Below are 12908 nucleotides of genomic sequence, written 5' to 3'. Positions count from 1 at the left end.
CATCCGTGAGCGACAACCACATCCTCATCGAGCGCCCCGAGGCCCGGCCGGGCGTCATGGTGATCCGCTTCAACCGGCCGGAAAAGAAGAACGCCATCACCTCGGCCATGTACAACCGCATGACCGCGGCGCTCGAAGAGGCAAACAGAGACGACGCCGTTCGCGCCGTCGCCTTCCTCGGCAGCGAGGACTGCTTCTCCGCCGGCAACGACATGGGGGATTTTCTTACCTACGCCATGTCCGGATCGAAGGAGGCACCTGCCGCCGCCGTTTTCATCAAGGCCTTAGCGCTTGCCGAAAAGCCGCTGGTGTCGGGCGTCGATGGCCTGGCGATCGGCATCGGAACCACCTTGAACATGCATTGCGACCTGACGATCGCCTCCGCCCGCAGCGTCTTCAAGACGCCCTTCGTCGACCTGGCGCTGGTGCCGGAAGCCGCTTCCAGCCTGCTGGCGCCGAAAGCCATCGGCCACCAGCGCGCCTTTGCCATGCTGGTGGCGGGCGAGGGGTTTTCGGCGCAAGCTGCACTCGATGCCGGGTTGATCTGGAAGATTGTGGAGCCGCAGGCGGTCGAAGCTGAGACGCTGGCGCTTGCCGCCAGCCTTGCAAGAAAACCGCCGCAGGCCCTGAAGATCGCTCGTGATCTGGTGCGCGGACCGCGCGAGGCGGTGCTTGCGCGTATCGACGAGGAGCTGGTGCATTTCTCCGCCCAGCTTAAAAGCGCCGAGGCGCGCGCCGCCTTCGAGGCCTTCATGCGGCGTTAACGGTGTCGCACGGGAAATTTCTGTTCCCGTCTTCTTTTGACGCAACTTCAGCGCTAGATTGCCTCCAATCGATCGGGAGGGAACAATGATGCATCGTATTTCGGCGAGCTTGCTCGTACTGCTTATTGGAATAGCGCCGGCGCAGGCCGAGACGCTGGCGTTCCCCTCGCAGAGCCAGCCGCTGCAGCTCGCCCAAAGCCCTTCCGTCACCATCGGCCCCAACGGACTCATCATCCGCCGTGACGACGACCGCGACCGTGACAGGGACCGTGACCGGGACAGAGATCGCGACCGCGACCGTGACCGCGATAGAAATCGTCCCCGCCCGCAACGTTATGTCTGCGTCGTCTCTCCGCCGCCGAGCATGGACCGCCGTCGTCCCTATGTCTGCAATGCCGATCCCGGCCGCGTCGGCAGCCGCTGCCGCTGCTCCGGCGTGGTTGGCACCGGTACGCTTGATCTGGATCGGTAGGAAGCCCGGCGGTCCGCCCGCCCGAGCTCATTTCTGCAGCAGCGCCACCGCTTCCACATGCGGCGACCAGAGAAACTGGTCGATCGGCGTGACCGCTTTGATCTGGTATCCGGCATCGACGAGAATCCGAAGGTCGCGGGCAAGCGTCAGCGGGTTGCAGCTCACCGCCACGACCGTCTTCACGGTCGAGCGGGCAAGCTCCTTCATCTGGACTTCGGCACCGGCGCGCGGCGGATCGAAGACGACGGCGTCGTAGTTCTTCAGTTCCGAAACCATCATCGGCCGGCGGTAGAGGTCGCGCTTCTCCACCGATACGGGCTTCAGGCCTTGAGTGTTGCGGCCCGCAAGGTCGAGCGCCCTGACCGATTTCTCGTCGCCTTCGACTGCATGCACCTTGGCGATGCGGGCGAGCCGGAGCGAGAAGGTGCCGGAGCCGGCAAACAGGTCGATAACCCGCTTGGCCTTGCCGATATGCGACAGCACCAGTTCGGCCATAGCGTCTTCCGCCGGTTTCGTCGCCTGGGTAAAGGCGCCGGGTGGCGGGGAGACCTTGACGCCGCCGAAATCCACCAGCGGCTTCTGCAATTCGATGACGATCTCGCCATTGACCGAAACCCGCGCGATGCTCTTCAGCGCCAGCACCGTCTCGGTGACCGTGCGCCGCTGCTTGTCGTCAAGCGGCTTCAGCCCTTCTGCGGCAAGATCGAGGCCGGCAAGCGTTTCGAGAACCGCGATGCGGAATGTCTCAGAACCGGTCGCCAGCGCCTTGCCCACCGCGCGGATCGCCTCCAGCCGGCCAACGATGCCGGGCGAGGCGATCGGACATTCGACGATCGAGACGATGTGGTTCGTCTCGGCGCGGTTGAAGCCGAGCAGCAACTCCTTCTCGGTCTTGCGGGCGGAAAACACCACCCGCCGCCGTTCGCCGGGATGCGCTATGACCAGTTCGCCCACGTCAGGCGTCAGGCCCTTGGATTTCAGCGCCTCGACCACGAGGTTGCGCTTGAAGGCGTGATAGGGCGCGTCGGCCAGATGCTGCAGCGAACAGCCGCCGCAGGCGTCGCTGTCAGGCCCGAAGTGGCGACAGGGCGGCGTGACCCGGTCCGGCGACGGGTTGGACGTCGACATGACCGTGCCGTGATCGCCGTTGCGGGCGATCGCCAGCGTTTCGCCGGGCAGCGCATAGGGCACGTAGACGGGGCCGTCTTCGCCATTGGCGATGCCGTGGCCCTGGGCGCCGAGCCGGCTGATCGTGACGGTGACCGTGCTCATGAAGGTTCACCGGRCTTCCTGCCTGCGAGCAGGTATTCCTGGTTGCCGTCGCCGCCGGCGATCGGGGAAGGGATGAGCCCGAGGCTCGCCCAGCCCATCTCTTCGACCAGCCAGCGTTCGAGTTCCGCGGCAACCGCCGGCGCCGTCTCCGGCTCCTTCAGCAGCCCGGCCTTGCTGATCGCATCGCGTCCCGCCTCGAATTGCGGCTTGACCAGCAGCACGCAATGCGCGCCGGGCTCGGCAAGATCCAAGGCCGGCGCCAGCGCCAGCTTCAGCGAGATGAACGAGACGTCCGAGACGATGAAGGTGATCTCGCGGTCGTCGTAATCCTCGGCGGTCAGATATCGGGCGTTGAGGCCCTCGATATTGGTGACCCGCGGCTCGGCGAGCAGCCGCGGATGCATCTGTCCGTGGCCGACGTCGATCGAGGTCACGTGTTCTGCGCCGCGCATGATCAGCACTTCGGTAAAGCCGCCGGTCGAGGCGCCGATATCGAGACAGTCGTGGCCGGCCGGGTCGAGCTTGAAGTGATCGAGTGCCGCCACAAGCTTCAGCGCCGCGCGGGAGACGTAATCCTGTGCCGGGTCGTCGATCGTGAGTTTCGCGTCGAGCGGGAAGGTGAGGCTCGGTTTGGTGACGACGCGGCCGTTGACGGTAACGGTGCCGCGGGCGATCGCGTCGCGCGCGCGAGCTCTGCTCGCCACGAGATTGAGCGAGACGAGAAGCTGGTCGAGGCGTTGGTTTTCAGGGCTTGAGGACATGGTCGCAGTCAATGCCTGCCTATCGGCCGGCTTGCAAGGGCCTTGCTTCATGAAAACCCGCGCCGGGTTCAATCAAATTTTAATCATGTTGGGATTCTCTCGCCGCCGGAGGAGATGCCCAATGCTGTTTCACCCGAGAGCGGAAGCCCCCGATGTCGCTTAAAAACCTATCCCTGAACAAGAAGCTGATCATCACCTTCGCGGCGTTGATGTCGGTCTGTCTGCTGGCGTCCGCCGGCGTTTATTGGCAGGCCTTGAAATCGAGCCGCTCGTCTGCGCAGCAGGTCGTTTCCCAGACGATCATGATGAATGTGGACGCGGCGCTCGAAGCGATGCTGGAACAGGCCGTCAATCAGCGCGGCTTCCTGCTCTTCAAGAGCGACAGCACCTATGCCGACGTCTTCAACAACCGCGAAAAGATGATCGCGGCGATCGACGCCGCCAAGAAGGCGGCCGCCGGCGTGCCGGATATGGTCGCTTCGCTTGATGCGATGCGTGCCGCAGCCGATGTGTTCCACACCCAGCTTACCGTTCCGCAGATCGACGCCCGCAAGAACACCGGCAAGCCGATCGAGGAAGTCATCGAGATCGGCCGCAACCAGTCGAAGGGCCAGCTCGACGTGTTCCGCGAGGCTGCCGCCAAGATCAAGAAGCAGGCTTTCGACCTGTCGACCACCATGGTCAGCGCCCAGACCCAGGCCCATACCGATCTGCTGCTGACGCTCCTCATCGGCGGCGGCATTGCCGGCCTGATCGCGGTCGCCCTCGTGTTTGCCCTGTCGCGTGCCATCGTCCAACCGATCGTCGGCATGACGGAGGCCATGACCAGCCTTGCCGGCGGCAATCATGATATCGGAATTCCGGCTCTCGAACGCGGCGACGAAGTCGGCCGGATGGCCAAGGCCGTCACGGTCTTCAAGGATGCGGCGATCGAAAAGCAGCGTCTGGCCCGCGATGCGGATGTCCTGCGCGACACCCGCGAGCGTGAACGCCTCGACAACGACGCCCAGAAGGCACGCGAAGCCGCCAATATCGAGTTTGCGATCGACGCGCTGGCCACCGGGCTTGCAAGCCTTGCCGATGGCGATGTCGCCTACCGCATCGAAAAGCCGTTCTCCGGCAATCTCGATCGGCTGCGCACCGATTTTAACCAGGCGCTCGGCCGGCTGCAGGCCGCCCTCCAGGCGGTCGGCGAGAACGCCTCGGCTATCAGTTCCGGTGCCGGCGAAATCCGCTCCGCGGCTGACGATCTCGGCCGCCGCACGGAACAGCAGGCCGCAGCCGTCGAAGAGACAGCCGCCGCACTCGAACAGGTGACGACGACGGTAAAGGAATCGGCCCGCCGAGCTGAAGACGTCGGCCAGCGCGTCGAGCGCACCCGCATCGGCGCCGAGAAATCGGGCGAAGTGGTCCGCCGGGCTGTCTCCGCCATGGAGCAAATCTCGAAGTCGTCAGGTGAGATCAGCAATATCATCTCGGTCATCGACGACATCGCTTTCCAGACCAACCTTCTCGCGCTCAATGCAGGCGTCGAGGCGGCTCGCGCCGGCGAGGCGGGCAAGGGCTTTGCGGTCGTCGCACAGGAAGTCCGCGAACTCGCCCAGCGTTCCGCCAATGCGGCAAAGGAGATCAAGGCGCTGATCACCACCTCCAGCCAGCAGGTGGATGCGGGCGTCGCGCTGGTCGGCGAGACCGGCCAGGCGCTGGAAGCGATCGTCGGCGAAGTGCAGCAGATCAACCAGCACCTCTCCGCCATCGTCATCTCCACCCGCGAACAGTCGACCGGTCTCCAGGAGATCAACACATCGGTCAACGCTATGGACCAGGGCACGCAGCAGAACGCCGCCATGGTCGAAGAGCAGAACGCGGCAAGCCACAAGCTTGCCCAGGAAGCCCAGGCGCTCGATGCCCTGCTGAGGCAGTTCAACTTCGGGGGCACGCCATCGGTCCGGACCTCGCGTCCGGTTGCAGCCCCGTCGGCAGCCCGTCCGGTGGCATCGCCGGCAAATGCCCTGCGTTCCACCGTCGCCCGCGCCTTTTCCGGCAAGGTGGCGAGCGCCGCCGCCGTCAAGGAAGAGTGGTCGGAATTCTGATCCGTCCATACGGTTTGATCGAGAAGGCAGGCCAGAGACCATCCGGCCTGCCTTCTCTGTTTCAGCATTTGCGTCTATCTTCCGGCGGCCGAAAACCGGCGAGGAAATGGGAGGGACGGATATGCGATGCACCTTGCTGATCGGCGGACTTTTGTTCGTCGCGAACCCGGCACTCGCCAACGATTCCATGGCGGAACTGAAGACGGGCGGGCTGATCTACGTCCAGACCTCCGACGTCGCCATGGCCGAGGAGCAGCTCTACATTTCCCGCGAGGAAGTGCTGGTCGATTATGTCTTCAAGAACGCCAGCGACAAGGATGTCGAAAGCGTCATCGCCTTCCCGATGCCGGACATCACCGGCAGCATGGACAGCGATATCGCGCTCGAGAACACCGACAGCGACAATTTCCTCGGTTTCTCGGTCGTGCAGGACAGCCGGCAGATCAAGCCGGAGCTGCAGCAAAGGGTGCTGGCCGCCGGCATCGACCGCACAGACGAACTCGTGGCGCGCAACATTCCGCTTCTGCCCTATAGCGACAGGACGCTTGCCGCACTCAAGGCCCTGCCCGAAGACGTGAAGGCCGCCTGGATCGCCGAGGGGCTGGTGTTCGTCAACCGCTACGACGCCGGCAAGGGCTGGCAGGAGGACCTGACGCCGGCCTGGACGCTGCGCTCGGTCTATTGGTGGAAGACGAAGTTTCCGGCCGGCAAACCCGTCCATGTCAGCCATCGCTATAAGCCGAGCGTCGGCGGCACTGTCGCCATGACCTTCATCGATCAGGGTAAGCCGGCGACGAATTACAAGGATTATGCCGACCGCTACTGCATCGACGCCGCATTCATGAAGACCGCGGCAAAACTCGAAGCTGCGGCCGGAAAAGGCGGCCCGAACTATACCGAGCAATGGGTGTCCTACATCCTCACTACCGGCGCCAACTGGGGCGGTTCGATCGGTAAGTTCAAGCTGACGATCGACAAGGGGAAGGAGAAGGATTACGTCAGCTTCTGCGGCAACGGCGTGAAGAAGATCGGCCCCACGACTTTCGAGATGACGGCGGACGATTTCTATCCGGACAAGGATCTTAATATCCTGTTCCTGACGGCCGCCGATCAGTGACGGTGGCGGCAAAGATCCGAATTCAGTAATATTGAATGAAAGTGATCGCGCTGGCGCTTGCCGGCCGGATCGGAAAGCACGATGTTTCCGATCGTAAGTTAGCCCAAGAGTTCCGGGAACATCCCATGCCGCGTCGCCCTGCCGATGGTTATGATCCCATCGCGATCGTTCTGCACTGGCTGATCGCGTTGTTGATCCTCGGCCTGTTGGTGCTCGGCTTCGTCATGACCCTCCAATCGATCGATCCAGCCCTGCAGTTCTCGCTTTTCCAGTGGCACAAGTCCTTCGGCATGCTGGCGCTGCTTCTGGCGGCCGTGAGGCTCGTCCATTCGCTGACGGTCGTGCGGGTGAAACCCGTCAAAGGTCTAAGCGCCCTGGAATATCGCTCGGCAGACGCGATGCACTATCTGCTGCTGACCTTGGCGGTGGCTGTGCCGGTGGCCGGCTGGATGATCGCCTCCGTATCGCCGCTCGAAATTCCGACCTTCGCGTTCAACCTCGTCGTCATTCCGCATCTTCCGGTGCCGAAGTCCGATGCCGCCGAGGCCTGGTGGTCGACCGTCCATGCGGTTCTCGCCTATTCGATGCTGGCCCTCGTCCTCCTGCATTCGGGCGCTGCACTCTACCACCACTATGTCAGGCATGATGAGGTGCTCACCCGCATGCTCGGCAGCCGGCACCGCACCGCAAAAACATCCATCGAGGAGCCGGGACCATGACCCGCAAGACAACCGTCATCGCAGCCATGCTGCTCGCCATGTCGCTTCCCGGAGCCGGCTTCTCGGCCGTGAACGTTCCGAGCCTCACCGAGGCGGCGGGGCGTTATGCCATCACCTCCGGTTCCCGCATCGCGTTTGCCGTGGATCAGGTCGGCGGCGGCGGCATCAAGGGCAAGTTCGGTAAGTTTTCAGGCACGTTCAACCTCAAAGCCGGCGATCTTACGCATTCCATGGTGAATTTCGATCTGAAGCCGGAAAGCGTCAGCACCGGCCAGGACCGCATCGATGCCTTCCTGCGTTCCGGTGCCGTCTTCGATTCCGGTCATTTCGAGACGATCTCGTTCCGCTCGGAACGCGTCGAGCAGACCGGCCCGGACAGCGCCCGCATCACCGGCACGCTGACCGCCAAGGGGCATAGCTCGTCCGAAGTCTTCGATGTGAAGCTGACCTCCTGGAGCGGACGGAAGATAGGTTTCAATGTCAGCGGCAAGATCTTCCGCTCCCGCTACGCCATGGACGTCGGCACGCCGATCTATTCCAATGTCGTGCAGTTCGACATGGTGATCGAAGGCGAGCGGAACTAGGAACCGCCCCTTCGATGGGATGCGTTACTTCATTCGACGTAGGAGGATACTGCTTCGGAGCCTCTGTGCGGGGTGCGGTCGAGGCGTGGAAAGGCACTTCCAAATGAAGTATTTGATTTCAAAGCCGTAATTGAGGGGTGGGATCTGGTTTCGAATTTATCTAACGACTAACGCTTTCGAAGTATGAGCTTTTGTCATGCTTGCACCATCTAAAAATTATGACACTCTGGCCAAAGTATAATTTGGGGGAGTGTAATGGCGCAGTTAGTATATCCCATTGATGCGGATACTCTTCTGGCAGATGTTGATGCCGCTCGCTCGATGGCCAAGAACTATGCCGGGGCTTACCAATCGGCTTCGCCTTATCCGCATATCTGCATCGACAATTTCCTGCCCGAGCAGGTTCTGGAGAACGTCCTGACCGACCTCCGGAACCGTCCGGAAAAGGAGACGACTTTTGCGAGGGCGCAGGAGAACAAGAAGGTCTCCTACGTGCCGGAACGGCTTCCGACCTACACCAAGAACCTGTTTTATGCGCTGAATTCGCGCCCCTTCATTCTGTTTCTGGAGGAGATGACTGGGATCGAAGGATTGATCCCCGACCCATTCTTTTTCGGCGCCGGCGTTCATGAGACCGCCAATGGCGGGCATCTCGATATCCATGCCGACTTCAATCTCCATTCCAAGATGAAGGTCGAGCGCCGGCTCAACACGCTGATCTATCTCAACAAGGACTGGCGGGAAGAGTGGGGCGGCTCGTTCGAGATCTGGGACAAGGAGATGAAGGGCAAGGTGCACAGCTTCACTCCCCTGTTCAATCGCATGGTCACCTTCTCGACCACATCGGATTCCTTCCACGGCAACCCCTCGGTCGTGAACCATCCGGAAGACAAATCGAGAGATTCGATCGCGCTCTATTATTACACGGCAACGTGGGACGATTCCCGCAAGTCGCATTCGACGCTCTTCAAGCCGCGGCCGAATTCCACCGACAAGAAGGATTACGCCGAAATACGCCGCGACGTGCTGCGGGATTTCACACCACCGATGCTCTATCGCAAGATCATCGGGCCGCTGAGCCGCCTCGGTTTCTAATCCGGGAGGACCTGACGACCGGGCTCAGCCGGCAAAGCCGACGCCGATCTGGGGCTGGCCGAGCGTCCTGAACACGGTCGAGACGATGCCGGCGCGGTCGAGGCCGGCCTTGGCATACATCGCGTCCGGGCTTGCCTGCTGCATCCAGATGTCCGGCAGCACCAGCGAGCGGATTTTCAGGCCGTTGTCGAGCAGGCCCTCGGTCGCGAGGAACTGCAGCACATGACTGCCGAAGCCGCCGACCGCGCCTTCCTCGATGGTGATCAGCACTTCGTGATGGCGGGCGAGTTGGCGGATCAGGTCATGGTCCAGCGGCTTGGCAAAGCGCGCATCCGCAACCGTGGTCGAAAGACCGGCGGCGTCGAGATCCTCGGCTGCAAGCACACATTCCTTAAGGCGCGTGCCGAAGGAAAGCAGCGCTACCTTGGCACCTTGCTTGACCACCCGGCCCTTGCCGATTTCAAGGATCTGGCCGCGTTCCGGCAACTCGACCCCGACGCCTTCGCCGCGCGGATAACGGAAGGAGATCGGGCCGTCGTCATAGGCAGCGGCTGTACGCACCATATGCTTCAGCTCCGCCTCGTCGGCGGCGGCCATCACCACCATGCCCGGGAGCGTCGCGAGGAAGGTCGTATCGAACGAGCCCGCGTGGGTCGGCCCGTCGGCGCCGACGAAGCCGGCGCGGTCGATCGGGAAACGCACCGGCAATCCCTGGATCGCCACGTCATGGACGACCTGGTCGTAACCGCGCTGCAGGAAGGTCGAATAGAGCGCGCAGAAAGGCTTGTAGCCCTCTGCCGCAAGGCCCGCCGCAAACGTCACCGCATGCTGTTCGGCAATGCCGACATCGAAGGTCCGGGCCGGAAAGACATCCGCCAGCTTGTCGATACCGGTGCCGTTCGGCATCGCGGCGGTGACCCCGACGATCTTCTCGTCGAGGGCTGCTTCCTGGACCAGCGCCTCGCCGAAGACGCTCGTATAGCTCGGTGCGTTCGGCTTCGATTTCGCCTGCGCACCGGTGATGACGTCGAACTTGTTGACGCCGTGATATTTGTCGGCGGCGGCTTCCGCCGGCGCGTAACCCTTGCCCTTCTGCGTCACCACATGGATCAGCACCGGGCCGCGGGCATTGTCGCGCACGTTGCGCAGTACCGGCAGGAGGTGGTCGAAGGAATGACCGTCGATCGGGCCGATATGGTAGAAGCCCATTTCCTCGAACATCGTGCCGCCGGTGACGTAACCGCGGGCATGTTCGACGGCGCGGGTGATCGCCCGGTCGACATTCTTGCCGAGATAGGCGGTCAGCTTCTTGCCGAGATCGCGAAAGCCCATATAGGTGCGGCCGGAGGCGAGCCGCGCCAGATAAGCGCTCATCGCGCCGGTCGGGGGGGCGATCGACATGTCGTTGTCGTTCAAGATGACGATCAGCCGGGCATCCAGCGCGCCGGCATTGTTCAACGCCTCATAGGCCATGCCGGCCGACATCGCGCCGTCGCCGATGACCGCGATGACATTGCGCTTCGAGCCGGAGAGATCGGCCGCGACCGCCATGCCGAGGCCGGCTGAGATCGATGTGGAAGAGTGTGCCGCGCCGAACGGATCGTATTCGCTCTCGGCCCGGCGGGTGAAGCCGGAAAGCCCGTCCTCCTGCCGCAGCGTGCGAATGCGGTCGCGCCGGCCGGTGAGGATCTTGTGCGGATAACACTGATGGCCGACATCGAAGATCAGCCTGTCATCCGGCGTGTTGAATACCTTGTGGATGGCGATCGTCAGTTCCACGACGCCGAGGCCGGCGCCGAGATGGCCGCCGGTGCGCGACACCGCATCGATCATCTCGTCGCGCAATTCGCGGGCAAGCTGCGTCAGGTCGCGATCTTCGATGGCGCGAAGATCGGAGGGAAGCTTGACCTTGTCGAGCAATGGCGTGGCGGGGATTGATGTCACGGACGATGGCCTTTTCTGCTCTTTCCGGAAGCGTGTTCTCCCCCAAGATGAGAAGAAAGCAGGCTTTTTCAAGTTGCATGACCTGCGGTTCTAACCGATTTCAGGCGGTGGGCAAGGGGACAAACTCCTCCTCGTCCCCGGGCACGATATCGAAACGGCCGGTGCGCCATTCCTCTTTCGCCTTTTCGATACGCTCCTTGGAGGAGGAAACGAAGTTCCACCAGATATAGCGCTTGGAATTCAGCGCCGCCCCGCCGAACAGCATCAGGTGGCAGCCCGAAGCGCCGGCTTCGAGGGTGATATTGTCGCCCGGCCGGAAGACGAGAAGCTGGTCGGCCGCGAACCGATCGCCGGAAACGACGAGCTCGCCGGAAAGGATGTAGATCGCCCGCTCCTCATGCGCCGCCGCAAACGGGAAGCGCTTGCCAGCCTCGAGGCGGAGATCGACATAGAGCGTGTCGGTGAAGGTCGAGACGGGCGAGCCGAGGCCTTCGAAAGCGCCGATCACCACCCGTCCGCTCGCGCCGTCCGCATCTATGACCGGCATCTTTTCCTTATCCGTGTGCGAGAAGGTCGGATCGATCTCCTCCTTGTTATCAGGCAGCGCCAGCCAGGTCTGCAGCCCCGAGACCGACATCGGATGGCCGCGCAGGTTTTCCGGCGTGCGTTCCGAATGCACGATGCCGCGGCCGGCGGTCATCAGGTTGATATCGCCCGGCCGGATGGTGAGTTCGGTGCCGAGGCTGTCGCGGTGCTTGATCTCGCCATCGAAGAGATAGGTGACGGTGGAAAGCCCGATATGCGGATGCGGCTTGACGTCCAGCGCCTCGTCGGCCCGCAGCAGCGCCGGTCCCATCCGGTCAAAGAAGATGAACGGCCCTACCAGCCTTCTCTGCCGGCTCGGCAACGCGCGCCGCACGGAAAACCCGCCGATATCGCTGGTGCGCGGAATGATCAGGTTCTCGATCGCATCACAGGCAAAGGCGTCGCCGGCGACCGGGTCGTTTCCGGGGAAGAAGGACATGGTTCAGACCTCAGATATGTCGCGATTGGCAAGCGCGATTTCGATGTCGCGAATGAGCGGCTGCAGGTTTATCGTGATGACGTCCCAGATATTGACCGTTTCCACCTGATCATATTCGTGCCTCAGGATGTTGCCGATATCGCGGATGCCTCTCCAACCATGCTGTGGAAACGCCTCTTCCGCAAATGGACCCAATTTGACGGCAGCCTCCGAAATACGCGAGAGGCAGCGTTCACAGGCATCTCTTGTCTTGCGGTCGGAGAGATAGTCGGCGAGTTCCATGCCCTGAGTGTATTCCAGGATGGCAAGCGCGTTTTCGAGAATATCCTCGACCCTGACCCATGGACGGCTAGAAGGCAAGTTGGCGGTCCCTTGCGACTTCCTTTGCCAGTCTGGGCTTCAGGATCGGCTCGGAGACGATGTCCACCGGCTTGCCGACAATGTCTTGCAGCTTCTCCTTCAAGTCTGAGAGCGAGCTGAAATAGCTGAATCCGCGGCCCGTCACGTCGAGATCCAGCTGCACAACCACGTCCACGTCGGATCCCTCAGTCGCCTCGCCACGCGCGACCGAACCGAACAGCGACAGGGTCTGCACGCCCGCGGCGCGCAACTCGTCCTCGTGCGCCCTCAGTTTGGCGATGACCAGATCTTTGTCCATGCAGACAATATAGTGGAGCCCTCGGATTTGGTCGAGAGCGTTAGCGACACCCGCTCAAGCTCACCTCATCCCCGGCCGTCGCCCCAAGCTCCATACATCCACCCGCATGACACAGCCTCCACCCACCCGGCGTCATGCCGGACGCCGCTAGCGAAATGCGTTCCTGCGGCGGCAGCGTCGGGTGCCAAACCCACCAGCCGTCCTTTAGCACCGCGTCCGCCCCGGGCTCCATGCCGGCGCCGGACCCTTTGACCTCCGCCTGACGAAGCTCCAGCCCGGCCGGTGTCACGGCCCAGGTTTCGCGCCATTCGGTCTTCTGCACCGAATGGGTCCAGGAGAGCGTGAACATCGAGATGGCAAGCACCGTCAGTTTGCCGCCGGCCAGGATGCAGAGGCTCATCGCCC

The 12908-nt window shown here is 62.5% G+C and carries 14 protein-coding genes; 7 read left to right on the top strand and 7 right to left on the bottom strand.

All coding sequences use genetic code 11. The annotated features are described in order from the left end of the window. Positions 1 to 5 precede the first annotated feature (5 nt). Together AC1D3C_RS21935 and AC1D3C_RS21930 are read left to right on the top strand one after the other, a co-directional pair. Positions 6 to 764, top strand: coding sequence for a crotonase/enoyl-CoA hydratase family protein (locus tag AC1D3C_RS21935; protein WP_477484323.1), 759 nt, complete (start codon positions 6 to 8; stop codon positions 762 to 764). A gap of 85 nt (positions 765 to 849) precedes the next feature. Further along, positions 850 to 1236 (top strand): hypothetical protein, encoded by a 387-nt coding sequence (locus AC1D3C_RS21930; protein WP_477484322.1) that lies wholly within the window; start codon positions 850 to 852, stop codon positions 1234 to 1236. A gap of 27 nt (positions 1237 to 1263) precedes the next feature. Here the strand turns inward: AC1D3C_RS21930 and AC1D3C_RS21925 are convergent, their stop codons facing one another. Continuing rightward, positions 1264 to 2508, bottom strand: a complete 1245-nt coding sequence (locus tag AC1D3C_RS21925; protein ID WP_477484321.1) for a class I SAM-dependent RNA methyltransferase — start codon at positions 2506 to 2508, stop codon at positions 1264 to 1266. After that, positions 2505 to 3269, bottom strand: a complete 765-nt coding sequence (locus tag AC1D3C_RS21920) for a TlyA family RNA methyltransferase (RefSeq protein ID WP_477484320.1) — start codon at positions 3267 to 3269, stop codon at positions 2505 to 2507. Before AC1D3C_RS21920 ends, AC1D3C_RS21925 begins: the two co-directional genes overlap by 4 nt. Before the next feature lie 152 nt (positions 3270 to 3421). On the opposite strand from AC1D3C_RS21920, the gene AC1D3C_RS21915 reads away from it, so the two are divergent. From AC1D3C_RS21915 to AC1D3C_RS21895, 5 genes are all read left to right on the top strand, one after another. Beyond that, a complete protein-coding gene (locus AC1D3C_RS21915; RefSeq protein WP_477484319.1) occupies positions 3422 to 5362 on the top strand; it encodes a methyl-accepting chemotaxis protein in 1941 nt (646 codons plus the stop codon). A gap of 121 nt (positions 5363 to 5483) precedes the next feature. Next, entirely contained in the window at positions 5484 to 6479 is a 996-nt protein-coding gene (locus tag AC1D3C_RS21910; protein ID WP_477484318.1) for a DUF4424 domain-containing protein, read from the top strand. Between the two features lie 125 nt (positions 6480 to 6604). Continuing rightward, the gene (locus tag AC1D3C_RS21905; protein ID WP_477484317.1) at positions 6605 to 7198 is read left to right on the top strand and encodes a cytochrome b; all 594 of its coding nucleotides are present in this window, start codon (positions 6605 to 6607) and stop codon (positions 7196 to 7198) included. Then, entirely contained in the window at positions 7195 to 7782 is a 588-nt protein-coding gene (locus AC1D3C_RS21900; RefSeq protein ID WP_477484316.1) for a YceI family protein, read from the top strand. Before AC1D3C_RS21905 ends, AC1D3C_RS21900 begins: the two co-directional genes overlap by 4 nt. Before the next feature lie 255 nt (positions 7783 to 8037). Next, complete coding sequence (locus tag AC1D3C_RS21895) at positions 8038 to 8877, top strand: 2OG-Fe(II) oxygenase (protein WP_038540502.1); 840 nt, start codon at positions 8038 to 8040, stop codon at positions 8875 to 8877. A gap of 24 nt (positions 8878 to 8901) precedes the next feature. Here AC1D3C_RS21895 and dxs read toward each other — a convergent pair whose 3' ends face one another. The 5 genes from dxs to AC1D3C_RS21870 form a co-directional block, all read right to left on the bottom strand. Next, entirely contained in the window at positions 8902 to 10821 is a 1920-nt protein-coding gene (gene dxs / locus AC1D3C_RS21890; RefSeq protein ID WP_477484315.1) for a 1-deoxy-D-xylulose-5-phosphate synthase, read from the bottom strand. A 100-nt stretch (positions 10822 to 10921) separates the two neighbouring features. Further along, positions 10922 to 11845 carry a pirin family protein gene (locus AC1D3C_RS21885; RefSeq protein WP_247136054.1) on the bottom strand — a complete coding sequence of 308 codons (924 nt, stop codon included), beginning with the start codon at positions 11843 to 11845 and terminating at the stop codon, positions 10922 to 10924. Between the two features lie 3 nt (positions 11846 to 11848). Continuing rightward, positions 11849 to 12205, bottom strand: a complete 357-nt coding sequence (locus AC1D3C_RS21880; RefSeq protein ID WP_477484314.1) for a HepT-like ribonuclease domain-containing protein — start codon at positions 12203 to 12205, stop codon at positions 11849 to 11851. Further along, positions 12195 to 12503, bottom strand: coding sequence for a nucleotidyltransferase family protein (locus tag AC1D3C_RS21875; protein ID WP_477484313.1), 309 nt, complete (start codon positions 12501 to 12503; stop codon positions 12195 to 12197). Before AC1D3C_RS21875 ends, AC1D3C_RS21880 begins: the two co-directional genes overlap by 11 nt. Before the next feature lie 40 nt (positions 12504 to 12543). Further along, positions 12544 to 12903 carry a DUF1850 domain-containing protein gene (locus AC1D3C_RS21870; protein ID WP_477484312.1) on the bottom strand — a complete coding sequence of 120 codons (360 nt, stop codon included), beginning with the start codon at positions 12901 to 12903 and terminating at the stop codon, positions 12544 to 12546. Positions 12904 to 12908 lie beyond the last annotated feature (5 nt).

The sequence above is a fragment of the Neorhizobium sp. P1_A6 genome, from assembly GCF_056406795.1.
Note: the sequence above shows the minus strand (reverse complement) of the source record. Positions and strands in the feature narration are given on the sequence as shown.